This window comes from Microbacterium sp. SORGH_AS_0428, assembly GCF_031453615.1.
GTDB lineage: Bacteria > Actinomycetota > Actinomycetes > Actinomycetales > Microbacteriaceae > Microbacterium.
The window spans coordinates 853,803-879,637 of the sequence record NZ_JAVIZT010000001.1 but is presented as its reverse complement, the minus strand read 5'-3'; the positions used below and the strand labels follow the sequence as shown (position 1 = coordinate 879,637).

Genomic DNA, 25,835 nt, shown 5'->3' with positions numbered 1-25,835 from the left:
GTCGGCGGTGCGGCGTCAGCTCCAGAGGGAGTGGTAGGCGTTGATCGCCGGCTGGCCGCCGAGGTGCGCGTAGAGCACCGTGGAGTCCTTGGGGATGTCGCCGGATCCGACGAGGTCGATGAGCCCGGCCAGCGACTTGCCCTCGTAGACGGGATCGGTGATCATCGCCTCGAGCTGAGCGCCGAGTGCGATCGCCTCCATCGTCGAGTCGACGGGGATCCCGTAGAGCTCACCCGCCCATCCTTCGAGAACCTGGATCTCGTCGTCGCGCAGGTCGCGGCCGAGTTCGATCAGCTCTGCCGTCGCGCGCGCGATCCGGCCCACCTGGTCGCGCGTCTTCGTGAGCGTGGCGGATGCGTCGATGCCGAGCACCCGGCGCTTGATGCCGGTGAGGTCCTCCAGCGCGGCGAAGCCGGCGACCATGCCGGCGTGGGTGGAGCCGGTCACCGTGCACACGACGATCGTGTCGAAGAAGACGCCGAGCTGCTTCTCCTGCTCGGCGACCTCGAACGCCCAGTTGGCGAAACCGAGCCCGCCCAGCGGGTGCTCCGAGGCGCCGGCGGGGATCGGATACGGCGTGCCGCCGGCATCCTCCACTTCCGCAAGGGCCTGCCGCCACGAATCGCGGATCCCGATGTCGAAACCGGCGTCGTCCAGCCGGGAATCGGCCCCCATCATGCGTGAGAGCAGGATGTTGCCGACCTTGTCATTGGTCGGGTCGTCCCAGGGCACCCACTTCTCCTGCACCAGGCGCGCCTTCAGGCCCAGGTGAGCGGCGACCGCGGCGACCGCGCGGGTGTGATTCGACTGGTAGCCGCCGATCGAGACGAGGGTGTCCGCTCCCGAGGCGAGCACATCCGGCACGATGTACTCGAGCTTGCGCACCTTGTTGCCGCCGAAGGCGAGGCCGCTCGAGACGTCCTCGCGTTTCGCCCAGACCTGAGCGCCGCCGAGGTGCTGGCTCAGGCGCTTCAGGTGCTGCAGCGGGCTGGGCCCGAAGGTGAGCGGGTGGCGGGGGAACTGGTCGAGCTTCATGCGGAGGGCTCCTCGGGGGTGGCGGTGTCGGGGGTCGGATACGTCTGGTCGATGGCGAGGCTCCGCCAGGTCTGCTCGGCGAGAGCAGCGGCGCCCGCGACGTCGCCGGCGGCGCAGAGCTCGATGAGACGCGCGTGGCGTGCAGCCGAGGCGTGCCCCTCGGTCGAACCGAAGCGCAGGCGCTCTGCGCGTTGGAGGACCGGTTCGTACTGTCCGAGTACGGTGCGCACCGCGGTGTTTGCGGATGCGGTGATCGCGACGTCGTGGAACGCATGATCGGCGGCGAGGGCGGCCTCGACATCGCCGCTCGACTGCGCGGCGGTGAACGCGGCGTTCGCCTCCCGCATCCGTTCGATGTCGTCGGCGGTCAGGCGGGGAATCGCCGTCTCGATCGCCAGCCGGTGCATGGCGGCAACGACCGCCTGCGCGTCACGGACGCTCTGCGGGTCGATCGGTGCGACGACGGTGGAGCGCCCCGGGAGCGCTCGAACGAGCCCGGATCGACCGAGCTCGAGCAGTGCTTCTCGGACGGGCGTCCGGCTCACTCCGAGCCACGCGGCGATCTCGGTGTCGCGTAGTTGCTCGTCGGGCGCAAGGGTGCCGTCGACGATCGCGTCGCGCAGCCGCACGTAGACCTCGTCGCGCAACAGGGGTCGCGGGGGAAGCGTCTGCGTGGGGATCGGCATGCAATATATTGCGCACGATGACAGGGTGCCGGTCAAATCGGCGCGCCGTCCCGCGACATCTGCACGGCCCCCGGTGCTGACGTGAACGTGAGGGGCCGGGGAGGCGCGCGAAAGACGCTTCGCCGTGCGTACGCCGTCGGGTTCGGATGAATCTGCGCAGTTCGGGAACCGAACGCGCGATGCCGGACACTTCAGAGTGTGAGAGATGCTGAAGCCGCGTTGTGGCAACGGGTGCGTGCCGGTGATGAGTCGGCGTTGGGGCATGTGTTCGATCTGCATCAGGGGCGGGTGTTCCGGCATGCGTTCCGGTTGTTGGGGGATCACGAGGATGCGAAGGATGCGGTGGCGGTGGCGTTCTTCGAGCTGTGGCGCAAGCGTGCCTCGGTGCGTGTGGTGGACGGCTCCGTGCTGCCGTGGCTGTTGGTGACGGTGGCGAATGCGGCGCGGAATCTGGAGCGTTCGGCCAGGCGGTATCGGGCGTTGCTGGCGAAGACGCCGGCGGAGCGTCATGTCGATGCGCCGGCGGCGTCGGATGAGACCGGGGTGCTGGCCGCTTTGCGGAGGTTGCCGGAGCGGGAGCGGGCCGTTGTCGTGCTGGCGGTGCTGGAGGGCTATTCGGAGCGGGAGGTCGCCGAGACGTTGGGTGTCGCTGCGGGAACCGTGAAGTCGAGGTTGGCGCGGGCGAAAGCGAAGCTCCGCGACGAGATGGCGGAGGTGGAGGCGTCATGGGCGTGAACGATGAGCGGCTGTCCGCCGGTGAACAGAACGAACTCCGCGCGCTGGTGACGGCGGGCGCGGGACGGATGCGTGCCGCGAGGCGGCGTCGGATGCAGGCGATCACCGGTGGCGCCGCGGTCGTGCTCGTCGCGGCGGTGGTGGGAGCGGTCGCGCTGACCGCGATGGGCAGCCCGGACCGGGTCGCCACCCCGATCGAGACCACCGCGACCACCGCGCCGACGCCGACGCCGACGGAGGAAGCTCCCGCCGGCGCGCGCGGGGTCCAGCCCTTCGGCGGAGTCTGCGCGAACGCGATCACGACGGACGAGGTCGGCGAGTTCTTCGGCGTGACGATGAAGCCGATGGCGGGGGCGTGGGCGGACGGCTCTCTCGCCGCTCAAGGGGGTTTGAGCTGCACGTGGAGCAACGACCCCGGGTACGGCGAGCAAAAGCTGACCATGTGGGCATACCCACTGAGTGTTGTAGAGCCGTTCCTCGGGGGTCTCGAGGAGGCCTCCCGTTGCGACGCGGCCTCCAACAGCTGCACGCTCACCGGGGTCCGCGACGGTGTGTGGATGTCCGTCTCCGCCGTCGCGGTGGGACAGAGCGGTCCGGACCCGGCGGGTCTGATGGATACGGCGTTCCAGCGCGCCACGCAGTGGCCGAGCCCGGCACCTGCCGAGCCGGTCGATGAGTGGTGGCCGGCGGTGAGCTGCGATGACGTGACCGCGTATGTCGACGTCGCGGGCGTCCTGGGGGCGCCGGTGACGGTCGCGGTCGTCTCCCCGCCTCAGGGACAATCGCCGTCTCAGATCTATCCCGGGGAGATTCCTTCTCGGCGGGGGGCTGTGGGCGGCTGCACCTTCACGGTGGGTGCCGGCGGGAACGTGTCCGTCAGGACGATCTCCGGTGGTGCGACCAACGCGAGTGACTTCGCGTCCGTCAGCGGGGCATCGCCTCTCGCCGTGCGTGGGGACTACTCGGCGTGGACGCTGCCCGACGACGATCCGTGGGAGGGTCACAACAAGTACGTCGTCGTGTCCGACGGGGTCAACCTGGTTCGGGTCGGGGCGCCGGTCGACGGCGCGAGCCCGAGCGATGATGCCCTGGGCGAGCTCGGAGTGCGCATCATCGAAGCCTTGGAAGAGGCGGTCGGCTGAGCCCGGGCCGCCGTGACCCTCGCGCTCACGGCGGCCCGCCGCATCCGTAGACTGGGAATCGTGGTCACACGTCTGTCAACGTTCTTCCTCCGCACGCTCCGCGAGGACCCCTCCGACGCCGAGGTCGCCAGCCACAAGCTGCTGATCCGTGCCGGCTACATCCGCCCGCAGGCGGCCGGCATCTTCGCGTGGCTCCCGCTGGGGCTGCGCGTGAAGGCGAAGATCGAGACGGTCGTCCGCGAGGAGATGGCTGCCGCCGGCGCGCAGGAGGTGCACTTCCCGGCGCTCATGCCCCGCGGTGCGTATGAGGCCACGGGTCGTTGGGAAGAGTACGGCGACCTGCTGTTCCGCCTCCAGGACCGCAAGGGCGGCGACTACCTGCTCGCCCCCACGCACGAAGAGGCCTTCACGTTGCTGGTGAAGGATCTGTACTCGTCTTACAAGGATCTTCCGCTGACGATCTACCAGATCCAGGACAAGTACCGCGACGAGGCTCGACCCCGCGCGGGTCTCCTGCGCGGCCGCGAGTTCACGATGAAGGACGCCTATTCGTTCGATGCGACGGATGCGGGACTCGACGTCTCCTACCAGGCGCAGCGCGACGCGTACGAGCGCATCTTCCAGCGGCTCGGTCTCGAGTACGTCATCGTGCAGGCGGATGCGGGCGCGATGGGCGGATCCCGATCCGAGGAGTTCCTGCACCCGACCCCTGTCGGCGAAGACACGTTCGTGCGCTCCGCCGGAGGGTACGCGGCCAACGTCGAGGCGTACACGACGGCGGTGCCTGAAGCGCGTCCGATCGAAGGCCTGCCGGAGCCCGTCGTCTTCGACTCGCCGAACACCCCGACGATCGCGACTCTCGTCGACCACATGAACGCGGTGCTCGAGGGCGAGTACACCGCTGCCGACACGCTCAAGAACGTCGTGCTCGCGCTCACGCACCTCGACGGTTCGCGCGAACTCGTCGTCATCGGGCTCCCCGGCGACCGCGAGGTCGACGACAAGCGCGTGGAGGTCGCTTTCGCGCCGGCAGAGGTCGCACCGGCCACCGAGGCGGACTTCGCCGCCCACCCGCTGCTGGTCAAGGGGTACATCGGTCCGTGGTCGCCCGAGGGCGCCGTGCTGGGCGAAGAGTCCGCCACCGGCATCCGTTACCTGCTCGACCCCCGGGTCGCCGACGGCACGAGCTGGGTCACCGGCGCCAACATCGACCAGAAGCACGTGCACTCGCTCGTCGCGGGCCGCGACTTCTTCGCCGACGGCACCGTGGACGTCGCCAATGTGCGCGAGGGCGACCCGGCGCCCGACGGCTCGGGCCCCGTCACGCTCGCGCGCGGCATGGAGATCGGGCACGTGTTCCAGCTCGGCCGCAAGTACGCCGACGCGTTGGGTCTCAAAGTCCTCGACGAGAACGGCAAGCTCGTCACGGTCACGATGGGCTCCTACGGCATCGGCGTGACCCGCATCCTCGCGATCATCGCCGAACTGAACAATGACGAGAAGGGCCTCATCTGGCCGGCTTCTGTCGCGCCGTTCGACGTGCATGTCGTGGCCGCGGGGCGGGATGCCGTGGCGTTCGAGCTTGCAGAGCAGATCAGCGCTGAGCTCGAGTCCCGGGGCTTCGACGTGTTGTACGACGACCGGCCGAAGGTCTCGCCCGGTGTGAAGTTCGGGGACGCAGAGCTGGTCGGCGTGCCGCGCGTCGTCGTCGTCGGCCGTGATGCGGCCGAGGGGCTCGTCGAGGTATGGGACCGTCGGACGGGCTCCCGCGAGAAGGTGGCTCTCGGCGAGGCGTACCGACTGCTGCAGGAGAGCTGAGCTCAGCTCTCGGACACGGGCTCGCCCCGCAGCCACGGGCGGCCGAGCGGCAGCACGCGGCGGTGCATCGTTCGCCACAGGAATTTCTCGACGAGCATGTAGAGCGCCAACGCGGATGCGGCCAGCAGCAGCACCGATCCGACCGACCCCAGGACGGGCTCGGCGGTGAACGCGCCGGCGGACTGCAGTCCGAGCCCGCCCGCGACGCACATCAGCGTGACCGGCAGGACTCTGTTGTGCAGCGCTCCCGGCACCGCGAACAGGAGTGCCAGCACCGCGAAGATCAGCGAGAAGAGCCCGCGCGCCTGTGCGGTCACCTCGAAGAAGCCGAGCTCCTCGCCCAGGAGGAAGCCGGGGACGACGATCCAGTACCAGCCGAAGGCGTTGTAGACGATGAAGTGGAAGTCGTCGCCGATGAAGTAGGAGAGCATTCCGGCCGTCACCTGCACGACGCCGCCGAAGGCTGCCCCGACCCAGAACACGGGGTTCTCATCCTGCAGTCCGAGATGCGCGAGCTGTGCGGTCAGCGTCGCGATCACGAAACCGAGCAGCCCGATGAGTCCCGGGTCTGCCGGCTGGAACGGGTAACCGCGCAAAGCGGGGGAGGACGTCATCTCGCTCCTTGGTCGACGGGTATCGTGCCAGCTTGCCGCCCCTGCGCGGACATCGGCAACATCACGCTCGGATCTGGGGTGCCTCAAAGGCGGGCGTATCGCGCGCGGAACAAGCAGAACAGTCCGTAGGCGATCAGTCCGCCGCCGACCGCGATCGCGATGACCGGGCCTGCGGGAAGCTCGAGGAGAGACCGCACCGCGCCGTCCAGGCCGCCCGCTTCCTGCGGATCGACGCGGATCGCCGCCACCCCCAGCAGGACGCCCACCGTCGCGAGCGACACGCCCTTGGCCACATAGCCGACCACGCCCAGCGTCACCACCAGCGTCCCCATCGCCCCGGTCGGCACCGACAGCTTCTTCCGGAAGCTGCGTCGGACCCCGATCGCCCCGAACGCGATGCCCGCCACGAGGACCCCGGCTCCCACCGCGCCGAGGATGAGCGCCCCACCCGGCAGCGAGAGGACTCCGCTGCTCGTCTCCTTGACGCTCGCGTCTCCATCCGATCGGCCGCCGATGGCCACCGAGATCGCGATGACGCCGAGTGCAGCGAATGCCACGGCCTGACCTGCCTCGGACAGACGTCGAGACCACGAGCCCTTCTCGCCGGCCCCGGCGAACGCGGCCACCGCGTGCCACAGTGCCAGGGCGAGGAGCGCGAGCGCCACCGCCCACAGCGCGACCAGCCCCGCGGGCGAGGCCGCCAGTGCCTGGAACGCGCCGGACTGGTCGGCATCCCCGTCGCCGCCGAACGCGACGGCGAGCACGATGCTGCCCAGCAGTACGTGGACGAGGCCGGTCGCTGCGTAGCCCGCCTTGGCGAGCGTGCGCAGCCGTGGGTCGCTCTCGATGCGCCGGGCGGTCTTCTTCGGGGTGCTCATCGACGCAGAATACGATCTCGCGACTCAGGAGCCGAGGGGTTGCGGAGCATGCCGGTCCGGGAGCGCCGCGCGCCTACAATGTCCCGATGCCCGAACACGTTCCGCTGCGCCGCCGACTGCGGGTCAGTGCTCTGCCGGGTCTGCTGGATGCGGCGCCCGCGCGCGTCGTGCTGCTCATCGGGGTCGTCGTCGTCGTGCTCGGCCTGCTCATCGTCATCCGCCCGCTCGCCTCCCTCGTGCTGCTGGGGCTGTACGTCGGACTGAGCGTCATCGTCTCCGGCGTGCTCGAGCTGGTCTCCCGTCGCGCGGGGCCCACCTGGTGGACACGTCTGATCGCGCTTCTGTGGATCGCGGGCGGGATCGTCATCCTCGTCTGGCTCGGACGCAGCATCGAGCTGCTGCCCCCGACCCTCGCGGTGCTGCTCGTCGTCGGGGGCCTGGCCTCCGTCGGTGACGCGCTCGCCCGCGGCGTGGTCAGCGTTCGCGTGCTCTCGGCCGTGTGGGGCGGCGCTCAGGTCGCGTTCGGTGTCCTCTCGCTGACCTGGCCCGACGTCACGCTGCTCGTCGTCGCGGTCGTCTTCGGTGTGCGCACCATCGTCTTCGGCATCGGGCTCATCGCCCGCGGCATCCGGAGCCGGAAGGGACGCGCTCAGGCCGAAGACCGGGTGCGGGCGGCTCCCTCCGGCCGACGCCGGGTCCTTCGTGCGTCCGGCCGCTATGCGTTGTCGTTCGTGCTGGTGGCCACGACGGTGGGCGGGTTCGGCCTGAACGACTGGCTCCGCGAGGGCGCGCCCGTCGTGGACGCCTTCTACGATCCGCCCGCGCACGTTCCCGAGGGGCACGGACAGTTGATCCGGGTCGGCGAATACGGCGGCCGCGAGCCCAGTCGCGGCGAGGTGCAGCGCATCCTGTACACGACGCGCTCATCCACCGGAGCGCCCGCGATCGGCAGCGGAATGGTGATCATCCCCGACGACCCGCCGCCCGGTCCGCGTCCGGTGCTGCTGTGGAACCACGGCACGACGGGCGTGGCGCGCGGCTGCGCGCCGAGCCTCGCCGACGGAACAGCGACGAAGTGGGCGATCCCCGCCCTCGAGCGCATGCTGGCCCGCGGCTGGGTCGTCGTCGCACCCGACTACAGCGGTCAGGGTGCGCCGGGTGACTTCCCCTACCTGATCGGTACGGGAGAAGCGCGCTCGGCGCTGGATGCGGTGCTGGCCGCGGGCGAGATCGACGATCTCGTGCTGTCGCCGGAGACCGTCGTGTGGGGGCACTCGCAGGGTGGTCATGCGGCGCTGTGGACGACCATGCTCGCGCCGGAATACACGCCGGGCGTGGACGTGCTCGGAACAGCCGCGTTCGCCCCCGCCGCCGACCCCGTCGCTCTGGCGAGCGAGCTGACAGGGGGCGACGCGGGCGCGATGCTGACCGTGCTCGTCTCCTGGGTCATCGTGCCGTACGCCGACACGTACTCGGATGTCCGGCTCGAGGACTATGTGACGACTGGCGCGCGCTCCTTCATTCGAGAGATGACGCAGCGGTGCCTGAGCGAGCCGGGTGTGATGGTCTCGGCTCTGACGGCGCTGGGGCTGAGCGAGGACACCCCGTTCGACACCGCCGAACTCACCCGCGGCGCGCTCGGACGCCGGCTGGCGGAGAACGTTCCGACCGGGCCCTGGGGCACGCCCCTGTTCATCGCGTGGGGGACGAACGACGAAGTCCTGCCCACGAAGACGCAACGCGACCTGGTGTCGAGGCTGTGCGACGCCGGGGAGCGCGTGCGGGCCGTGCCGGTGGCGGGGCGCGGGCATCAGGACATCCTGCAGCCGCGCTCCGGAATGCTGACCTCGCTGGTGCGCTGGACGAACTCGCTACGCGCCGAAGTGGTGCCGGAGAGCGTCTTCGACGACTGCGGCGGATGAGGCCGGATCGGGTAACGTAGGGGGGATGCGGCGGCGTCGCCCGCCGCGAAGAGCTGAATATAGGAGGTCACCGTGGATATCGATCTCGGACTGCTGCGTACCGTCGAGCGCGAGAGGGAGATCCCCTTCGACGAACTCGTCGCCATCATCGAGCAGGCGATCCTGACCGCCTACGCGAAGCACACCTCGCCGACCGGCGAGCTGCCCGAGGGTGCACGCTCCCACCTCGACCGCAAGACCGGCCACGTCGGAGTGTTCATCCCCGTGCGCGACGAAGAGGGCGTCATCGTCGGTGAAGAGGAGAGCACGCCGGAGGACTTCGGTCGCATCGCTGCGTTCGCTGCCAAGCAGGTCATCAACCAGCGGCTGCGCGACATCGCCGACGACGCCGTGCTGGGAGAGTTCCGCGGCAAGGAGGGCGACATCGTCGCCGGCGTCATCCAGCAGGGCCCGAACCCTCGGATGGTCCACGTCGACCTCGGCACCGTCGAGGCGATCCTGCCGCCCGAGGAGCAGGTGCCGGGCGAGGAGTACCGTCACGGCTCCCGCATCCGCGTCTACGTCACCTCCGTCGCCAAGGGCACGAAGGGGCCGGCGATCACCGTGTCCCGCACGCACCCGGGCCTCGTGCGCAAGCTCTTCGCGCTCGAGGTGCCCGAGATCGCCGCCGGCGTGGTCGAGATCGTCGCGCTCGCACGCGAGGCGGGCCACCGCACCAAGATGGCTGTGCGCACCGACGACTCGTCGATCAATGCGAAGGGCGCCTGCATCGGCGAGCTCGGCCGCCGTGTGCGCGCCGTCACCGAGGAGCTGAACGGCGAGAAGATCGACATCGTCGACTACCACGCCGATCTCGCGACCTTCGTGGCCAACGCTCTCTCACCCGCGAAGGTGACGTCGGCATTCGTCCTGGATCAGAGCACCAAGGCCGTCCGCGCGCTCGTTCCGGACTACCAGCTCTCGCTGGCGATCGGCAAAGAAGGACAGAACGCCCGGCTCGCCGCGAAGCTCACCGGAGCGAAGATCGACATCCAGCCCGACAGCATCCTGGAGAGCTGACGCGTCCCTGACCCCCTCGGTCGACAGGTGTAAGATGGAACCCGTACGAACGTGCGTCGGATGTCGCACGCGTGCTCCCCGGAAAGACCTCCTGCGGGTGGTCTGCGCGGATTCCGCGCTCGTCATCGACGAGCGCGGGGCGCTGCCGGGCAGAGGCGCGTGGGTCCACGAGACGCCCGAATGCATGGATGCCGCCCTGAGGCGCCGTGCGTTCGTGCGGGCATTGCGTGTGTCAGGCCCGCTTGACACGCAGACCATCGAGAAACGGCTGAACGGCTATGGACACAAAGTGAACGGCTCGAAATGAGACCCGTCCGCGACTAACGGTCTGCCCTGTCCTGGGTAGGCCCCCAAGACAGGAGAATTGTGGCAAAACCACGCGTGCACGAGATCGCTTCCGAGCTCGGCGTCGACAGCAAGGTCGCGCTTGCGAAGCTGAAGGAGCTCGGCGAGTTCGTCAAGAGCCCCTCATCCACCATCGAGCCCCCGGTGGCTCGTAAGCTCCGTGCTGCCCTCGAGGCAGACGGAGTCGCGGCGCCTGCCGCCGCACCCAAGCCCACGAGCGGCGCCCGTCCGGGTCCGGCTCGTCCCGCGGCACCGCGCCCGCAGGCTCCGACGCCCGCAGCCCCGGCCGCGGCGGTAGAGACGCCTGCTCCGGCGCCGGTTGAGTCTGCGGCACCCGCCGCATCCGCGCCGGCTGCTCCGGCGGCTCCCGCCGCATCCGCTCCGGGTGCGACGCCCGCCGCAGCGACCCCGGGCGCGCCCAAGCCCGGTGCGGCTCCCAAGCCCGGTGGTGCAACCCCGCCGCGTCCGGGCGGCGCGCCGCGCCCCGGTAACAACCCGTTCGCCAGCGCGCAGGGCATGGGTCAGCGGCCCGCGGGCCCGCGCCCCGGTAACAACCCCTTCGCGAGCGCGCAGGGCATGGGTCAGCGCCCGTCGCCCGGCAACATCCCGCGTCCGCAGGCACCGCGTCCCGGTGCCCCTCGCCCCGGCGCCCCGCGTCCCGGCGGTGCCGGTCGTCCCGGTGGCGGCGGCCGTCCCGGCGCTCCGTTCCAGCAGCGTCCCGGCGGCCCCGGTCGTCCCGGCGGTGCCGGAGGCTTCCAGCGTCCCGGCGCTCCCGCGGGCGGCGGCTTCGCCGGTCGTCCCGGTGGCGGCGGTGGCCGCGGTCGTGGTCCCGGCGGTGGCACCGCCGGTGCCTTCGGCAAGGGCGGCGGCAAGTCGCGTCAGCGCAAGTCGCGTCGGGCGAAGCGGCAAGAATTCGAGATGCGGTCGGCGCCGGTCGTCGGCGGCGTCAACGTCCAGAAGGGCAACGGCGAGATCATCCGCCTGCGTCGCGGTGCCTCCATCGCCGACTTCGCGGACAAGCTCGAGGCGCTGCGCGGGTACACCGTGCAGCCCGGCACGCTGGTGACCATCCTGTTCAACCTGGGTGAGATGGCGACGGCGACCGAATCGCTCGACGAGGCCACCTTCGAGGTGCTCGGCGAGGAGCTCGGCTACAAGATCCAGATGGTCTCGCCCGAGGACGAGGACAAAGAGCTCCTCGAGGGCTTCGGTCTCGACCTCGAGGCCGAGCTGGAGGCGGAGAGCGAGGACGACCTCGAGATCCGTCCCCCGGTGGTGACCGTCATGGGTCACGTCGATCACGGTAAGACCCGACTGCTCGACGCGATCCGCCAGACCAACGTCGTGGCGGGCGAGGCCGGTGGCATCACCCAGCACATCGGTGCGTACCAGGTGTGGACCGAGCACGAGGGCATCGAGCGCGCGATCACCTTCATCGACACCCCGGGTCACGAGGCGTTCACCGCCATGCGTGCCCGCGGTGCGCAGGTGACCGACATCGCGATCCTCGTGGTCGCCGCCGACGACGGCATCATGCCGCAGACGGTGGAGGCCCTCAACCACGCGCAGGCCGCTCAGGTGCCGATCGTCGTGGCCGTCAACAAGGTCGACAAGCCCGACGCCAACCCGGCCAAGGTGCGTCAGCAGCTCACCGAGTACGGGCTCGTCGCCGAGGAGTACGGCGGCGACGTCATGTTCGTCGACGTCTCGGCTCGCCAGGGGACCAACATCCAGGCGCTGCTGGACGCCGTCCTGCTGACCGCGGATGCCGGCCTCGACCTCACCGCGAACCCGAACAAGGCTGCGCGCGGCGTCGCGATCGAAGCGAAGCTCGACAAGGGCCGCGGATCGGTGGCGACCGTGCTCATCCAGTCCGGAACGCTGCGCGTCGGTGACGCGATCGTCGCGGGAACGGCCTACGGCCGCGTACGCGCCATGATCGACGAGAACGGCGACCCGGTGGAGGAGGCCTGGCCTTCTCGCCCGGTGCAGGTGCAGGGTCTGAACTCCGTCCCGCGCGCCGGCGACGTCTTCATCGTCACCGACGAAGACCGCCTGGCTCGTCAGATCGCCGAGAAGCGCGAGGCAGCCGAGCGCAACGCCCAGCTGGCCAAGGCCCGCAAGCGCATCTCGCTCGAGGACTTCACCCGCGCGCTCGAAGAGGGCAAGGTCGAGTCGCTCAACCTCATCATCAAGGGCGACGTGTCCGGTGCCGTCGAGGCGCTGGAGGAGTCGCTGCTCAAGATCGAGGTCGACGACTCCGTCCAGCTGCGCATCATCCACCGTGGTGTGGGTGCCATCACCGAGTCGGACATCAACCTGGCGACGATCGACAACGCGATCGTCATCGGCTTCAACGTCCGTCCGGACACGAAGGCCCGCGAGCGCGCCGCGCGCGAGGGCGTCGACGTCCGCTTCTACTCCGTCATCTACAACGCGATCGATGACGTCGAGCAGTCCCTCAAGGGTCTGCTCAAGCCGGAGTACGAAGAGGTCCAGTCGGGTGTCGCCGAGATCCGCGAGGTGTTCCGCTCCTCGAAGTTCGGCAATATCGCCGGTGTCATCGTGCGCTCGGGAACCATCACCCGCAATGCGAAGGCCCGCGTCATCCGCGACGGCGTCGTCATCGCCGACGGTCTGGCGATCGAGTCGCTGCGCCGCTTCAAGGACGATGTCACCGAGGTGCGCACGGACTACGAAGCCGGTATCGGCCTCGGCAAGTACAACGACATCCAGATCGGCGACGAGATCGAGACGACCGAGATGGTGGAGAAGCCGCGCGGCTGATCCTCTGGTTGCCACGGACTCGGATGTCCGTCCTCGGCAAGAGCGGGGCTCCTACCCCGATTGCCTCGGACGGACATCCGAGTCCTCCGCAGTTTCCGAGTCCACCGTCGAAGGACTGAGAGAGGGAGAAGAAGGACATGGCCAGTGAACGGCAGGCGAGGCTCGCCGACCGCATCCGCGTGCTCATCGCCGAGCGGCTGGAGAAGGGGCTGCGCGACCCGCGTCTCGGCTTCGTGACGATCACGGACGTGCGTGTGACGGGAGACCTGCAGCACGCGTCCGTGTTCTACACGGTGCTGGGGACCGAGCAGGAGCGCCTCGACTCCGCTGCGGCGCTGACCGCGGCGACGGGCATGCTGCGCAGCGAGGTGGGGCGCAAGCTCGGCGTGCGGTTGACGCCCACGCTCGAGTTCATCCCCGACGGTGTTCCGGAGAACGCCGGTCACATCGAAGACCTGCTGCGCGAGGCGCGCGAGCGCGACAGCGCTGTGGCGGGGCTTGCGGCATCGGCTCAGTACGCCGGAGACGCCGACCCCTACGTCTCCCGCGAGGACGACGAGGACTGATTCCTCACCGGGGCGCGGTCAGCGCGCGTCCCCACGCGAAGGCCCGTTCGAGCTCTCCCTGCTCGAGCGGGCCTTCGCGCGACGTCACGACGAAGTCGGCGGTCTCGGAGACGATGAGCGCCCGGCGCTTGGCGGCACGCGCGATCGACTTGGCCGCCGAGCCGACGAGGAACGATCGCCCTTGCCGGGTGTCGAAGGCCGCGACGGTGGGCGGTGGCGTCTTCACCGTGAGCCCTGCGAGCCACTCGCGGATTCCCGGGGTGTGCGAGGAGGCCGCGCCTTCGGAGCGCGCCTCGGCGCGACTCGAGGGAGTCGGCAGGGAGAACGCGTGAGTCGGGGCGCCGATGACGAGCAGCGTGAGTGAGGGGGTGAGTGACGACGGCGCATCCGCGACCGCGCACAATGTCAGCGCATCGGAGCCTTCGCGTGCGCCGCGGGCGACCTCCTCCGCCACCTGACGCGTGTTACCCCAGAGCGACTCGTAGACGATCAGCGTCTCCACGCCCCGCACCGTACATCGTGCGACACGCGCAGCGCCCGCCGGCGGGCCGGGATTAACCGACGTGAGGTCAGCGCGGGAGGCGCAGTTCGCCGTCGACGGCCTCCGCGAGCCCGTCCGCCACCAGGGAATCGATCGCGCGATCGCGCTGCAGCGGGTCGGGCCAGTCCGCGACCACCTCCTCGATGACGACCGCATGATCGGATGCCTCGCGCAGCTGCTTGAGGACCGCACCGCGCGCCTGTCGGTCGCTGCCCTCGTAACGTGCCTGCCGACGGCGGGTGTCGCCCGTGTCGGGGTAGCCCGCCGCGCGCCACGCGCACAGCGTACGCAGCGGACACTCGTCGCACCGCGGCCCCCGTGCCGTGCACACGAGTGCGCCGAGTTCCATGGCGGCGGCGTTCACCACGGCCGCCGCGGCCGCATCCGCGGGCAGAAGCGCATCCATCGCCGCGAGGTCGCGCCGGGAGGGCGGTCCCGGCTGCGCCTGGCCGCCGACCGCACGGGCGATGACGCGCCGCGTGTTGGTGTCGACGACGGGGTGATGATCGCCGTACGCGAAGACGGCCACCGCGCGCGCCGTGTAATCGCCGATCCCGGTGAGGGCGAGGAGCTGGTCGACCTCCCGCGGCACGACGCCGTCATGCCGATCGCGGATCTCGACCGCCGCCCGGTGCAGCCACAGCGCGCGACGGGGGTAGCCCAGATTCGCCCACTGGCGGACGGCGTCGGCCGGCGCCGCCTTCGCGAGCGCCGCGGGCGTCGGCCACAGAGCCAACCAGACCTCGAGATGGGGGATCACCCGGTTCACGGGGGTCTGCTGGAGCATGAACTCGCTCACGAGGACGCCCCACGCGCCGAATCCCGGCGCGCGCCAGGGAAGTTCGCGCGCGTTGTCGCGGTACCAGGCGGCGAGCGCTGGGGCGAGATCCGGCATCCCTCCAGCCTAGGCTGGAGACATGCGCCCACCGATCTCGCAAGAACAGGAAACGCTGCTCGGTGAGCTGCGTGCGGAGCTGCGCCAGCACCATCGTCGAGGCCGGCTGCTGGTCGCGGTTGACGGTCGCGACGGTGCGGGCAAGACCCTGTTCGCCGATGCGCTCGGGGACGTCCTGCGCGAAGACGGCTCGACGGTGTTCCGCGCAGCAGCGGACGACTTCCACCGCCCGCGCGCACAGCGCTACGCGCGGGGCCGCACGTCCCCGGAAGGCCACTACCGCGACTCCTACGACACCGACGCGCTGCTCGAACGTCTGTTGCGGCCGTTTCGCGCGGGTGCGCCCTTCGTGCGGGCCACGCACGACCTCGAAGCCGACCGTGCGGTCGAGCCGGAGGCCGAGGCTGCGCCCGCCGATGCGATCCTCGTCGTCGACGGCCTCTTCCTTCTGCGGCCGGAGCTGCGCGACGTCTGGAACTGGTCGGTGTGGCTCGACGTGCCCCTCGATGTGGCGTTCGAGCGCATGGCCCGACGCGACGGCAGCGACCCCGACCCTCGAGCCGCCTCGAACGCGCGCTACCGCGCGGGCTTCGACCTCTACCTCCAGGACGGCGACCCGCGTGGCCGCGCGAGCGTGATCGTCGACAACACCGACCCGCGGCACCCGGTCCGCGTCTTCCGGGACTTCTGCTGATGGCCGGTGAGACGGCGGCCACCGGCGTCCTCCTGGTCGACAAGCCCGGCGGACTCACGAGCCACGACGTGGTCTCGCGCTCGCGTCGCGCATTGAACACGCGCAAGGTGGGTCACGCGGGCACCCTCGATCCGATGGCCACCGGACTGCTCGTCCTGGGTGTCGGCGCCGCGACCAGGCTGCTCACCTACGTCGTCGGGCTGGACAAGACCTACGAGACCACCATCCTGCTCGGAGCGAGCACCGACACCGACGACGCCGACGGTACGGTCGTGAGTCGCGCTGACGCGCCGACGCTCCAAGCCGTGACGGACGAGCAGATCCGTGCGGGCATCGTCGCTCTCACGGGGGACATCGAGCAGGTTCCGAGCACGGTCTCCGCCATCAAGGTCGCCGGAAGACGCGCCTACGATCTCGCGCGGGCGGGCGAGGATGTCGTGCTGGCCTCGCGCGCCGTCACCGTCTCTCGTTTCGAGGTTCTCGCCGTCCGTCGCGCCGCGGAGGTGATCGAGTTGGATGCGGTGGTCGACTGCTCCAGCGGCACCTACATCCGCGCGCTGGCGCGTGATCTGGGAACCGCGCTCGGCGTCGGCGGACACCTGACGGCACTGCGGCGGACCCGTATCGGCTCGTTCGATGTCTCGCGCGCCGTCGACCTCGAGCACATCGATCCCGACGCCCTGCTGCAGCCCGCCGCCGCTGCGGCCATGGCGCTGCCCACGCTCGCCGTCAGCGACGACGAGGCGCGCGATCTGCGCCACGGCAAGCGCCTCAGCGGCGCCGCCTCGAGAGTCGCCGCGACCCCGGCGGCGGCGATCGGCCCGGATGGCGCCCTGATCGGCGTGCTGGAGCGTCGCGGCGGCGATCTCAAGAGCGCGATGAACATGCCGGAGGAACTCGCATGATCCTCTGGTTCGCGCTGGTGCAGGTCGCCGTCGCCGCCCTCGCCGCACTCGTGTGCGTCATCCTGGGACTGGCCGGTCGGCGCCCGAGCGATGTCAGCGTCGGTGCGCTCGCTCTCGTGGAGCTCCTGCTGATCGCGCAGATCGTCGTGGCGATCGTGGCGCCGTTCGCGGGCAACCCCATCTCCGGCAGCACGCTCGAGTTCTGGGTGTACCTCGTCTCGGCGGCGCTGCTTCCCCCGGCGGGGGTCTTCTGGGCACTGCTCGAGCGCAGCCGCTGGAGCACGGTCGTGATGGGTGTGGCCGCAGGTTCCGTCGCGGTCATGGTCTGGCGGATGCAGGTGATCTGGAGCGGGATCGGCGCCTGAGCCGGGCGGCGTGCGCCTCGATCTAGGATTGTGAGGTCATGGCACCCGCGAACCGCCCCCGCATCACCGGCCTCGGCCGCGTGCTGGTCGCGGTCTACGCGGTGCTGGCGCTCGCCGCAACGGGCCGGTCGCTCGTCCAGATCGTGGAGCGCTTCGACGCAGCGCCGTTGGCATTCACTCTGTCGGCGATCTCAGCAGCGGTCTACATCCTCGCCACGGCCGCCCTCGTCTTCTCGCAGTCGCGTTTCTGGTACGCGGTCGCGTGGGTCGCCATCGTCTTCGAGATGATCGGTGTGCTGGTCGTGGGATCCGTCAGCCTGTTCCGGCACGATCTGTTCCCGGAGGAGACGGTCTGGAGCTGGTTCGGCTCGGGCTACGTCTTCGTGCCGTTGATCCTTCCCTTCGTCGGTGTCTGGTGGCTGTTCACCCATCGGCCCGGTCACGTGGTCGATGCGCCCGCCGCCGCCCGGGTCGAGAGGTCTGTCTGGTGATCGTCTTCCACGGACCCCAAGAGGTCCCCGCGGGCTTCGGCCCGTCCGTCGTCGCGATCGGCAAGTTCGACGGCGTGCACGCGGGGCATCGCGTCCTCCTCGAACGCGCCAAAGTGGAGGCGGCGGCGCGTGGTGCGAAGGTCGTCGCCGTGACCTTCGACCGCAACCCGCTCGCCCTGCTGCGGCCGGATCGCTGTCCGGAGAACCTCGTCGGCGTCGCGCAGAAGCTCCGGCTGCTCGCGGAGACCGGTATCGATGCGGCGATGGTGCTCACCTTCGACGCTGCGCTGGCGGAGCTGGAGCCGCGGGAGTTCGTCCGGGGCGTCCTCGTGGATCCGCTCGACACCTGCGCCGTCCTCGTCGGCAACGACTTCCGGTTCGGTCGCGGCGGAGCGGGAGATCCGGGGATGCTCGAACGGCTCGGCGAGGAGTTCGGGTTCAGCGTGGGCGTCGTCGATGACGTCAGCGCGATCGACGGCGGCCGCCGGGTGTCGTCCACATGGGTGCGGGAGCTGCTGGCCGCGGGTGACGTGGAGGGGGCCGCGAAGCTGCTCGGTCGTCCCGCATCCGTTCGCGGTGAGGTCGTGCACGGCCTCAAGAGGGGACGCGAGATGGGCTTCCCGACCGCGAACCTGAGTCCGTCGCTGGAAGGATTCGTGCCCGCCGACGGCGTCTACGCCGGATGGCTCGTGGATGAGGCGACGGGGCTGCGTTCGGGGACGCGATATCCCGCCGCGATCTCCGTGGGGACGAACCCGACCTTCGACGACGTGCCGACGCGCCAGGTGGAGGCGCACGTTCTCGACGAGCAGGGGATCGACCTCTACGGCCACGAGGTCGACGTGCAGTTCGTGCAGCGCGTGCGAGGGATGGTGGCGTTCGAGGGGATCGATGCGCTGATCGCCCAGATGAACGACGACGTCACGCAGGTGCGTCGGATGCTCGGCGCGTAGCCGAGTCCGTACCGCCGCGGATGCCGAGCCCGGACGCGACGGCGCCGACGCTCATGAGCACGGCGACGAAGACCATCGCCGTGTGAAGACCCGCCAGATCCAGCGCATCGCCGACGAGCACTCCGATGGCCGCGACGGCGAGGAGCCCCGCCACACGCGCCACGGCGTTGTTGACGGCGGACGCGATGCCGGAGCGCTCGGAGGTCACGGAGCCCAGCACCGCTGCCGTCAGCGGCGCGACGGTCAGCGTCAGGCCGATCCCGAACAGCACCATGCCGGGCAGCACCTGTGTGAGGTAGTCGAAGGGCTGGCCGACGCTCAGCAGGAGGAGGGATCCCGCCGCCATGACCGCGGGGCCGATCGTCATGAACCACCGGGGCCCGAGCTTGCCTGCCCAGGCTCCGGCACGTGAGCTGAATGCGATCATCAGGAGCGTCGGAGGCAGGGATGCGAGCCCCGCGACGGTCGCCGACAGGCCTGCCGTCTGCTGGAGGTAGATGGTGAGCACGAGCCCGTTGAGCGAGAGGCCCGCGTAGACGAAGAACGTCGTGAGGTTGCCCGCCCAGAAGTTGCGCGCGCGGAACAACGACAGCGGCATGACGGGGGAGGGTGCGATGCGCTGTCGCCAGATGAATCCGGCCAGCAGGAGCAGACCGCCGATCGCGCCTGCCCACACCCAGGGCGAGTCTGCTCCCAGCCGAGGCTGCTCGATGAGGGCGAACACCAACGCCCCCAGACCGGCCGTGCTGAGCACGGCGCCCAGCGCATCGATGCGCGCGCCGGGCGTGCGCAGCTCCGGGATGCGGGTGAGGAGCAGGAGTGTGGGCACGACGGGCAGCACGGTCACCGCGAACACCCAGCGCCAGGTGAGGAGATCGACGAGGAGGCCGCCCGCGAGCGGGCCGATGAGGGTGGCGACCGTGGTCGCCCCCGTCCAGATCCCGATCGCGCGGGAGCGCTCCGCGCCCTCGAAGCGCGCAGTCAGCAGCGCGAGCGAGCTGGGAACGAGGAGTGCACCGCCGACGCCCTGGACCGCTCTGAGTGCGATGAGCCAGCCGGCGCTGGGCACGAAGGCCAGAGCGAGCGACGACGCGCCGAAGATCAGCAGCCCGATGCGCAGGATCCGCACCCTGCCGAACGCGTCGCTCAGGGAGCCGGCGACGAGGATGAAGGCCCCCAGCGTCACCAGGTACGCATCCACCACCCCACTGCTGCGTGGCCAGGCCGCCCCCGAGTTCGCGCGCGATGGCCGGCAGCGCCACGTTGACGATGGTGCCGTCGAGGAACGACACGAAAGAGGCGAGAACCGCGACGCCGATGACGACAGCGGCGCTCGCCGGGCTGTTCGGACGGCTCGCCATAGTGCACACGCTACGCCCTCCCACGCACGTCGAGCGCACTTCGCGGAATACCCTAGGGGGGTATATCGTTGCGAGGGGCGAGGAGGATGGCACGATGCGTGACAACGACGGAACCACCCGCGAGGCGGTCCTGGATATCGACGGCATGACCTGCGCGAGCTGCGTGGCGCGGGTCGAGAAGCGACTCGGGGCGGTCGACGGCGTCGCGGCGTCGGTCAACCTCGCCACCGAATCCGCCCACGTGAGCTACCCCTCCGATCTGCCCGAGGAGAGGCTCGTGCAGGCGGTCGCGCAGGCCGGCTACACCGCCCGCATCCGGCCCCTGCACACGCACGGCGACGGCGAAGCCGGTCACGTGCACGAGGTGGAAGACGCACCCGGTGCCACCACCCTGCGTACACGGCTCATCGTCAGCATCGCGCTCTCGATCCCCGTGGTCGCGCTCGGGATGGTGCCGCTCTGGCAGTTCCCCGGATGGCAGTGGCTGTCGCTCCTGCTCACGGCTCCCGTGGTGCTGTGGGGCGGGTGGCCGTTCCACCGGGCGACGTTCGCGAATCTCCGCCACGGCGCGCTCACGATGGACACGCTCATCACGATGGGCACCCTCGCCGCTTTCGGGTGGAGCCTGTGGGCTCTGCTGTTCGGGTCCGCCGGGCGCTGGGGCATCCGTCACGAGGTCGTCCTGATCGGTCCGGTGCACGACGCCACCTCCCTCGTGTACTTCGAAGTGGCGGCCGCCGTCACGGTCTTCCTGCTGCTCGGGCGCTACATCGAGCAGCGCTCGCGCCGCGCAGCCGGTGCGGCGCTGCGCGCGCTCGGCGAGCTGACCGTTCCCGAGGCGGAACTCGTCGACGGGCGCACCGTGCCGATGGAGGCGCTGCGTGCGGGGGATGTGTTCGTGACGCGACCCGGTGCGACGGTGGCCACAGACGGCACGGTCGTCGACGGCCGTGCCGATGTGGACGAGAGCATGCTCACCGGTGAGGCGGTTCCGGTGGCGGTCGTGCCCGGATCATCCGTGACCGGCGGCACGATCGTGCACGGAGGTGCGCTGAGGGTGCGCGCGGATGCAGTGGGCGCCGACACGCGCCTGGCCCGCATCGCCCGCCTCGTCGAGAACGCGCAGATGGGCAAGAGCCGCGTGCAGCGCCTGGCGGACCGGATCTCCGCGGTCTTCGTGCCGATCGTCATCGGACTCGCGGTGCTCACCCTGGTCGGTTGGATTCTGGCGGGCGGCTCGGTCGCCGAGGGATTCGTCGCGGCCGTCGCCGTGCTCATCATCGCCTGCCCGTGCGCTCTCGGACTCGCCACCCCCGTGGCGATCCTCGTCGGCACCGGTCGCGGTGCGCAGCTCGGCATCCTCGTGACCGGCCCCGACGCCCTCGAGAACGCGCAGCGCATCGACACGGTCGTGCTGGACAAGACCGGCACGGTCACCACGGGGCGGATGCGCGTGCGCCGTGCGGTCGTCGCGACCGGCGTCGACGAGGTGCGGGCTCGCCGCGTCGCGGCCGCCCTCGAGGCCGGTTCGGAACATCCGGTCGCCCGAGCCCTCGCCACCGCGGACGCCCCCGATGCGGCCGGCTTCGCTGCCGTCCCGGGGCGCGGCGTGGTCGGCGAGGTCGAGGGGGTTCGCGCCTTCGCCGGGAACGCCGCGCTCGCCGCGGATGCGGGAGCGGATCTCCCGCTCGAACTCGCCGTCGCGCTCGAGGAGAGCATCGGGACCAACGTCGTCGTGGGCTGGGCCGGCGACGACGGACGTATGCACGCCGCTGCCGTGTTCGAACTCGAGGACGCGGTGCGCGAAGACGCGGCCGAGGCGGTCGCCGAGCTGTCCGGGAGGGGGGATGCGCGTGGTGTTGCTCACCGGCGACGCCGAGCCCGTCGCCCGCCGGGTCGCGGCGGAGGTGGGAATCGGCGAGGTGAGGGCCCAGGTCGGCCCCGAGGGCAAGCTGGCCGCCATCACGCAGCTGCGGACGGAGGGGCACCGGGTGGCCATGGTCGGTGACGGCGTGAACGACGCCGCGGCGCTCGCCGCATCCGATCTGGGGATCGCGATGGGCGCCGGAACGGATGCGGCCCGGCATGCCGGCGACATCACGCTGACCGGGTCGCGGCTCACGCAGGTCGGAACGGCTCTCTCGCTTAGCCGTCGGGTCATGTCCGTCATCCGCGGCAACCTGTTCTGGGCCTTCGCATACAACGTCGCCGCCCTGCCGCTGGCCGCATCGGGCCTGCTGAACCCGATGATCGCCGGTGCCGCGATGGCTTTCTCCAGCCTGTTCGTCGTGCTCAACAGCCTCCGGCTGCGCCGGGCCGGCTGACGACGATGGGGCCGCGGGGAGGTCGGGCCGGCGCGAGTCGCTGCGCCGCGCCCCGGGATGCTCTAAACTGTCAGCGTCGGCCCGGATCCCTGCATCCACGTCAGGCCCGGTCGACTCTCTCACGTACGAGCCGGCACCGAGCCGCCCGTGAGACTCGAAACACCGGTCGACGGTCCGTTGCGGACCCGACGCTCAGGAGGAGCATGCCGACCACGGCACCGGCGGCGCAACGCCGTAGAAAGTCCTCGTCCGCCAAGCGCGACGACGAGGCCCCCGTCATCCCGATCCTCGCGCGCAAGGTGCGCGAGGTCGAGGCGAAGGCCCAGCGCGGCAAGCTGGGCCCCACCAACCGCGTCAAGTTCCAGGTCATCGCCTTCCTGGTCCGCGAGGAACGCGCGCGCGTGAAGTCCGACACGACGCTCAGCGACGCCTCGCGTGCCGAGCTGCTCAAGCGTCTCGACGGCGTGGCGACCATCCTCGCCAAGACCGCCGCCCGCGACACCTCGCTCATCCAGCTGCTCGAAGTGGACCAGGCGACCTCGCCGGTCGCGAAGCGGATGCGGCGCGACTGGCTGCTGGAGTCGGGTGCCGAGCTCGCTCCCGACGAGCTGATCATCACGGATGCCGCACCGGCCGCGCCCGTCGCGGTGATCCCCGCCGCAGCCGCATCCCGGCAGGTCGTGCCGCCGCAGGTCGAGGCCCGCCAGATGGCGAACCCGTTCCTCGCGCCGGATCTGACCCCGCGCTCCAGCGGCAGCACGCCGCGTCGTCGCCTGGACGACTGGGAGCTCATGGGCCCCCTGTACAAGGCTTTCGAGACCGGCGCCGGCGGGGGAGCGGCCTCCATGGACCTCCCTCCCGTCCCGGAGTTCGACCGTCTCTCGCCCAAGGGGCTCGAGGTCATGGCGCACCAGTCGCGCTTCCTCGAGGCCGTCCGCGAGGGGCACCGCAGCTTCCTGCTGGCCGACGAGCCGGGCCTGGGCAAGACGGCCCAGTCGGTACTGGCCGCGTCCGTCGCGAACGCCTATCCGCTGCTGGTCGTCGTGCCCAACGTCGTCAAGATGAACTGGGCGCGCGAGGTGCACCGGTGGACGCCGCAGCGGCGCGCCACCGTCATCCAGGGCGACGGCGAGAACATCGACGCGTTCGCGGACGTCTTCATCGTCAACTACGAGGTGCTCGACCGCCACCTGTCGTGGCTGAGCACGATCGGGCTCGGCGGCATGGTCGTCGACGAGGCGCACTTCATCAAGAACCTCACCTCGCAGCGCTCGCGCAACGTGCTGGCCCTGGCGGGCCGCATCCGCGAGGCACGACGGGACCCGCTCATGCTGGCGCTGACGGGCACGCCGCTGATCAACGACGTCGAGGACTTCGATGCCATCTGGCGCTTCCTGGGCTGGACGAACGGCGAGAAGCCGGGTGCCGAGCTCATGGCGAAGCTGGATGAGACCGGACTGACGCCCGCCGACAAGGCCTTCTACCCGCAGGCGCGCAGCGCGGTCATCTCCATGGGCATCGTCCGTCGGCGCAAGACCGACGTGGCGGCGGATCTTCCCGACAAGCTCGTCGCAGACCTGCCCGTCGAGCTGGACGACGAGTACGGACGCTCCATCCGCCACGCCGAGCGGGAGCTCGGCGAGCGTCTGGCGGCGCGGTACCGCCGCATCATCGAAGCCCGCGGTGAGCGCGGCCTGTCGATCGGCGAGATCGACGAGGACATCGTGCGCCTGGTCGCCCAGCACGAGCTCGACGAGTCCAAGGCCGCCGCATCCGGCAGTGAGAACGTCTTCACGATGGTGCGCCGCATCGGCCAGGCCAAGGCCCTGCTCGCGGCGGATTACACCGTGCAGCTGCAGCGCTCCGTCGGCAAGGTGGTCTTCTTCGCGAAGCACATCGACGTCATGGATGCAGCCGAGGCGCACTTCGCCGCGGCCGGCCTGAAGACCGTGTCGTTGCGCGGCGACCAGACGGCCATCGCGCGCCAGGCGGCCATCGACGCGTTCAACTCCGACCCCGACGTCGCCGTCGCCGTCTGCTCCCTGACCGCCGCCGGTGTCGGCGTCAACCTGCAGGCAGCCTCCAACGTCGTGCTGGCGGAGCTGAGCTGGACCGCGGCCGAGCAGACGCAGGCGATCGACCGCGTGCACCGCATCGGACAGGACGAGCCGGTCACGGCGTGGCGCATCATCGCCGCCCACACGATCGACACGAAGATCGCCGAACTCATCGACGCCAAGCAGGGTCTCTCCCTCCGGGCGCTCGATGGCCACGCCGTCGAGCCCGGTTCGAGCGACTCGGTGCAGCTGTCCGCGCTCATGCATCTGACGCGGTCCGCGCTCGGAGGCTGACCCGCATCCATATGCACGGCCCCGGGTGTGCGCCCGAGGGCTTCGGGGCGATAGTGTCGGTGAGGCAATGTCGCCCCATTCCCCGGAGCACCATCACCCGGAAAGCAGGGACTCCAGCATGAAGATCGGTATTCTCACCAGCGGCGGCGATTGCCCCGGACTGAACGCGGTCATCCGCGGCGTCGTGCTCAAAGGCACCACGACCTACGACCTCGAGTTCGTCGGCATCCGAGACGGATGGCGCGGAGTGGTCGACGGCGACTTCTTCCCGTTGACGCGGCACGAGGTCAAAGGCCTGTCGAAGGTGGGCGGCACGATCCTCGGCACCAGCCGTACGAACCCCTACGAGGGTCCCCGCGGCGGCGCCGAGAACATCGCGAAGACCCTGTACGGGCACCGCATCGACGGCATCATCGCGATCGGCGGCGAGGGCACGCTCGCGGCGGCCAACCGCCTCGCGAACGACGGCATCAACGTGCTCGGCGTTCCGAAGACGATCGACAACGACCTGCGAGCGACCGACTACTCGTTCGGCTTCGACACGGCCGTCAACATCGCCACCGACGCCATGGACCGTCTGCGCACCACGGGCGACTCGCACCAGCGGTGCATGGTCGCCGAGGTCATGGGCCGTCACGTGGGCTGGATCGCGCTGCACGCGGGTATCGCCGCGGGTGCGCACGTGATCTGCATCCCCGAGGTTCCGATGTCGATCGATGAGATCGTCGACCAGGTCAGCCGCGCCCACGACCGCGGACGCGCGCCGCTGGTCGTGGTCTCCGAGGGCTTCAAGCTCACGGGCATGGACGAGGCCTTCAGCGACAAGGGCCTCGACGCCTTCAACCGCCCGCGCCTCGGCGGCATCAGCGAGGTCCTCGCCCCGGAGATCGAGCGCATCACCGGCATCGAGACCCGCGCGACGGTGCTCGGCCACATCCAGCGCGGCGGATCGCCGTCCGCTTTCGACCGTGTGCTCGCGACGCGCCTGGGCCTGCACGCCGCCGATGCGATCGTCGACGGCGCATGGGGCCAGATGGTCGCCATGCGCGGCACCGACATCGTGCGGGTCCCGTTCGCGGAGGCCCTCGGCGAGCTGAACACGGTCCCCCAGTACCGCTACGAAGAGGCCGCCGCACTCTTCGGCTGAGCCGCCGCTCACCCCTTCACCAGGAGATCTCCGTTGCGCAGGACGATCCGCTCCGGATCATCCCGTCGGGCGGAGATCTCCTGCGTTGCGGCCCCTTCTCCTCGTGGCGCAAGTCCCGGCGTGTCCCACTTGCCGCAGAGCATGTCCCACTTGCGGCAGAGTATGTCCCACTTGCGGCAGTTTCGGCAGCCGAATCCTGCGGAGAACGGGACATGGATGGC

General features: G+C 70.3%; 22 protein-coding genes and 1 pseudogene. 16 read left to right on the top strand and 7 right to left on the bottom strand.

What is annotated here, in order from left to right:
• Positions 1 to 15 precede the first annotated feature (15 nt).
• Positions 16 to 1,035, bottom strand: coding sequence for a 1-aminocyclopropane-1-carboxylate deaminase (locus QE374_RS04320; protein ID WP_309732478.1), 1,020 nt, complete (start codon positions 1,033 to 1,035; stop codon positions 16 to 18).
• Positions 1,032 to 1,721, bottom strand: a complete 690-nt coding sequence (locus tag QE374_RS04315) for a GntR family transcriptional regulator (RefSeq protein ID WP_309732476.1) — start codon at positions 1,719 to 1,721, stop codon at positions 1,032 to 1,034. The genes QE374_RS04320 and QE374_RS04315 overlap by 4 nt, the downstream gene beginning before the upstream one ends.
• Before the next feature lie 219 nt (positions 1,722 to 1,940).
• Between QE374_RS04315 and QE374_RS04310 the strand changes: the two genes are divergently transcribed.
• Genes QE374_RS04310 through QE374_RS04300 form a run of 3 tightly spaced genes read left to right on the top strand, consistent with a single transcriptional unit; the run spans position 1,941 to position 5,416 of the window.
• Positions 1,941 to 2,456: an RNA polymerase sigma factor gene (locus QE374_RS04310; RefSeq protein ID WP_309732474.1), complete on the top strand. Its 516-nt coding sequence runs from the start codon at positions 1,941 to 1,943 to the stop codon at positions 2,454 to 2,456.
• The gene (locus QE374_RS04305; protein WP_309732472.1) at positions 2,447 to 3,598 is read left to right on the top strand and encodes a hypothetical protein; all 1,152 of its coding nucleotides are present in this window, start codon (positions 2,447 to 2,449) and stop codon (positions 3,596 to 3,598) included. Before QE374_RS04310 ends, QE374_RS04305 begins: the two co-directional genes overlap by 10 nt.
• Positions 3,599 to 3,658: 60 nt before the next feature.
• The gene (locus QE374_RS04300; RefSeq protein ID WP_309732470.1) at positions 3,659 to 5,416 is read left to right on the top strand and encodes a proline--tRNA ligase; all 1,758 of its coding nucleotides are present in this window, start codon (positions 3,659 to 3,661) and stop codon (positions 5,414 to 5,416) included.
• Positions 5,417 to 5,418: 2 nt separating this feature from the next.
• Here the strand turns inward: QE374_RS04300 and QE374_RS04295 are convergent, their stop codons facing one another.
• Both QE374_RS04295 and QE374_RS04290 read right to left on the bottom strand, forming a co-directional pair.
• Positions 5,419 to 6,030: a GPR1/FUN34/YaaH family transporter gene (locus tag QE374_RS04295; RefSeq protein ID WP_309732468.1), complete on the bottom strand. Its 612-nt coding sequence runs from the start codon at positions 6,028 to 6,030 to the stop codon at positions 5,419 to 5,421.
• Positions 6,031 to 6,113: 83 nt separating this feature from the next.
• Positions 6,114 to 6,908, bottom strand: a complete 795-nt coding sequence (locus QE374_RS04290; RefSeq protein WP_309732466.1) for a DUF1206 domain-containing protein — start codon at positions 6,906 to 6,908, stop codon at positions 6,114 to 6,116.
• An 86-nt stretch (positions 6,909 to 6,994) separates the two neighbouring features.
• On the opposite strand from QE374_RS04290, the gene QE374_RS04285 reads away from it, so the two are divergent.
• The 5 genes from QE374_RS04285 to rbfA all read left to right on the top strand — a co-directional run bounded on the left by QE374_RS04285 (position 6,995) and on the right by rbfA (position 13,587).
• Positions 6,995 to 8,830: a lipase family protein gene (locus QE374_RS04285; RefSeq protein WP_309732464.1), complete on the top strand. Its 1,836-nt coding sequence runs from the start codon at positions 6,995 to 6,997 to the stop codon at positions 8,828 to 8,830.
• Positions 8,831 to 8,902: 72 nt separating this feature from the next.
• The gene (gene nusA, locus QE374_RS04280; protein ID WP_309732462.1) at positions 8,903 to 9,889 is read left to right on the top strand and encodes a transcription termination factor NusA; all 987 of its coding nucleotides are present in this window, start codon (positions 8,903 to 8,905) and stop codon (positions 9,887 to 9,889) included.
• Between the two features lie 34 nt (positions 9,890 to 9,923).
• Positions 9,924 to 10,196: a YlxR family protein gene (locus QE374_RS04275; RefSeq protein ID WP_274287697.1), complete on the top strand. Its 273-nt coding sequence runs from the start codon at positions 9,924 to 9,926 to the stop codon at positions 10,194 to 10,196.
• A gap of 59 nt (positions 10,197 to 10,255) precedes the next feature.
• Positions 10,256 to 13,021 (top strand): translation initiation factor IF-2, encoded by a 2,766-nt coding sequence (gene infB / locus QE374_RS04270; RefSeq protein WP_309732459.1) that lies wholly within the window; start codon positions 10,256 to 10,258, stop codon positions 13,019 to 13,021.
• Between the two features lie 137 nt (positions 13,022 to 13,158).
• The gene (gene rbfA / locus QE374_RS04265; RefSeq protein WP_137416508.1) at positions 13,159 to 13,587 is read left to right on the top strand and encodes a 30S ribosome-binding factor RbfA; all 429 of its coding nucleotides are present in this window, start codon (positions 13,159 to 13,161) and stop codon (positions 13,585 to 13,587) included.
• A gap of 4 nt (positions 13,588 to 13,591) precedes the next feature.
• On the opposite strand, the gene QE374_RS04260 is transcribed toward rbfA, so the two are convergent.
• Positions 13,592 to 14,089: a flavodoxin/nitric oxide synthase gene (locus QE374_RS04260; protein ID WP_309732457.1), complete on the bottom strand. Its 498-nt coding sequence runs from the start codon at positions 14,087 to 14,089 to the stop codon at positions 13,592 to 13,594.
• Positions 14,090 to 14,156: 67 nt separating this feature from the next.
• Positions 14,157 to 15,023: an A/G-specific adenine glycosylase gene (locus tag QE374_RS04255; protein ID WP_309732455.1), complete on the bottom strand. Its 867-nt coding sequence runs from the start codon at positions 15,021 to 15,023 to the stop codon at positions 14,157 to 14,159.
• Between the two features lie 22 nt (positions 15,024 to 15,045).
• Between QE374_RS04255 and QE374_RS04250 the strand changes: the two genes are divergently transcribed.
• Genes QE374_RS04250 through QE374_RS04230 form a run of 5 tightly spaced genes read left to right on the top strand, consistent with a single transcriptional unit; the run spans position 15,046 to position 18,431 of the window.
• A complete protein-coding gene (locus tag QE374_RS04250; RefSeq protein WP_309732452.1) occupies positions 15,046 to 15,717 on the top strand; it encodes a uridine kinase in 672 nt (223 codons plus the stop codon).
• The gene (truB, locus tag QE374_RS04245; protein WP_309732451.1) at positions 15,717 to 16,622 is read left to right on the top strand and encodes a tRNA pseudouridine(55) synthase TruB; all 906 of its coding nucleotides are present in this window, start codon (positions 15,717 to 15,719) and stop codon (positions 16,620 to 16,622) included. The genes QE374_RS04250 and truB overlap by 1 nt, the downstream gene beginning before the upstream one ends.
• Positions 16,619 to 16,987: a hypothetical protein gene (locus QE374_RS04240; protein WP_309732449.1), complete on the top strand. Its 369-nt coding sequence runs from the start codon at positions 16,619 to 16,621 to the stop codon at positions 16,985 to 16,987. The genes truB and QE374_RS04240 overlap by 4 nt, the downstream gene beginning before the upstream one ends.
• A 38-nt stretch (positions 16,988 to 17,025) precedes the next feature.
• Positions 17,026 to 17,478: a hypothetical protein gene (locus tag QE374_RS04235; RefSeq protein ID WP_309732446.1), complete on the top strand. Its 453-nt coding sequence runs from the start codon at positions 17,026 to 17,028 to the stop codon at positions 17,476 to 17,478.
• The gene (locus QE374_RS04230) at positions 17,475 to 18,431 is read left to right on the top strand and encodes a bifunctional riboflavin kinase/FAD synthetase (RefSeq protein WP_309732444.1); all 957 of its coding nucleotides are present in this window, start codon (positions 17,475 to 17,477) and stop codon (positions 18,429 to 18,431) included. The genes QE374_RS04235 and QE374_RS04230 overlap by 4 nt, the downstream gene beginning before the upstream one ends.
• Here the strand turns inward: QE374_RS04230 and QE374_RS04225 are convergent.
• The gene (locus QE374_RS04225) at positions 18,400 to 19,632 is read right to left on the bottom strand and encodes an MFS transporter (protein WP_309732442.1); all 1,233 of its coding nucleotides are present in this window, start codon (positions 19,630 to 19,632) and stop codon (positions 18,400 to 18,402) included. The genes QE374_RS04230 and QE374_RS04225 overlap by 32 nt on opposite strands.
• A gap of 254 nt (positions 19,633 to 19,886) precedes the next feature.
• On the opposite strand from QE374_RS04225, the pseudogene QE374_RS04220 reads away from it, so the two are divergent.
• The 3 genes and pseudogenes from QE374_RS04220 (at position 19,887) to QE374_RS04210 (ending at position 25,614) form a co-directional block, all read left to right on the top strand.
• A pseudogene (locus tag QE374_RS04220) lies at positions 19,887 to 22,116 on the top strand (heavy metal translocating P-type ATPase).
• 203 nt (positions 22,117 to 22,319) lie between these two features.
• Positions 22,320 to 24,467 (top strand): DEAD/DEAH box helicase, encoded by a 2,148-nt coding sequence (locus QE374_RS04215; RefSeq protein ID WP_309732440.1) that lies wholly within the window; start codon positions 22,320 to 22,322, stop codon positions 24,465 to 24,467.
• Positions 24,468 to 24,585: 118 nt separating this feature from the next.
• Positions 24,586 to 25,614: a 6-phosphofructokinase gene (locus tag QE374_RS04210; protein WP_137416521.1), complete on the top strand. Its 1,029-nt coding sequence runs from the start codon at positions 24,586 to 24,588 to the stop codon at positions 25,612 to 25,614.
• Positions 25,615 to 25,835 lie beyond the last annotated feature (221 nt).

What these genes read in the sequence shown, in the direction of transcription:
- QE374_RS04320 (WP_309732478.1), bottom strand. Translation starts at nt 1,035, where the DNA reads ATGAAGCTCGACCAGTTCCCCCGCCACCCGCTCACCTTCGGGCCCAGC.
- QE374_RS04315 (WP_309732476.1), bottom strand. Translation starts at nt 1,721, where the DNA reads ATGCCGATCCCCACGCAGACGCTTCCCCCGCGACCCCTGTTGCGCGAC.
- QE374_RS04305 (WP_309732472.1), top strand. Translation starts at nt 2,447, where the DNA reads ATGGGCGTGAACGATGAGCGGCTGTCCGCCGGTGAACAGAACGAACTC.
- QE374_RS04295 (WP_309732468.1), bottom strand. Translation starts at nt 6,030, where the DNA reads ATGACGTCCTCCCCCGCTTTGCGCGGTTACCCGTTCCAGCCGGCAGAC.
- QE374_RS04290 (WP_309732466.1), bottom strand. Translation starts at nt 6,908, where the DNA reads ATGAGCACCCCGAAGAAGACCGCCCGGCGCATCGAGAGCGACCCACGG.
- QE374_RS04285 (WP_309732464.1), top strand. Translation starts at nt 6,995, where the DNA reads ATGCCCGAACACGTTCCGCTGCGCCGCCGACTGCGGGTCAGTGCTCTG.
- QE374_RS04275 (WP_274287697.1), top strand. Translation starts at nt 9,924, where the DNA reads ATGGAACCCGTACGAACGTGCGTCGGATGTCGCACGCGTGCTCCCCGG.
- rbfA (WP_137416508.1), top strand. Translation starts at nt 13,159, where the DNA reads ATGGCCAGTGAACGGCAGGCGAGGCTCGCCGACCGCATCCGCGTGCTC.
- QE374_RS04255 (WP_309732455.1), bottom strand. Translation starts at nt 15,023, where the DNA reads ATGCCGGATCTCGCCCCAGCGCTCGCCGCCTGGTACCGCGACAACGCG.
- QE374_RS04250 (WP_309732452.1), top strand. Translation starts at nt 15,046, where the DNA reads ATGCGCCCACCGATCTCGCAAGAACAGGAAACGCTGCTCGGTGAGCTG.
- truB (WP_309732451.1), top strand. Translation starts at nt 15,717, where the DNA reads ATGGCCGGTGAGACGGCGGCCACCGGCGTCCTCCTGGTCGACAAGCCC.
- QE374_RS04240 (WP_309732449.1), top strand. Translation starts at nt 16,619, where the DNA reads ATGATCCTCTGGTTCGCGCTGGTGCAGGTCGCCGTCGCCGCCCTCGCC.
- QE374_RS04235 (WP_309732446.1), top strand. Translation starts at nt 17,026, where the DNA reads ATGGCACCCGCGAACCGCCCCCGCATCACCGGCCTCGGCCGCGTGCTG.
- QE374_RS04215 (WP_309732440.1), top strand. Translation starts at nt 22,320, where the DNA reads ATGCCGACCACGGCACCGGCGGCGCAACGCCGTAGAAAGTCCTCGTCC.
- QE374_RS04210 (WP_137416521.1), top strand. Translation starts at nt 24,586, where the DNA reads ATGAAGATCGGTATTCTCACCAGCGGCGGCGATTGCCCCGGACTGAAC.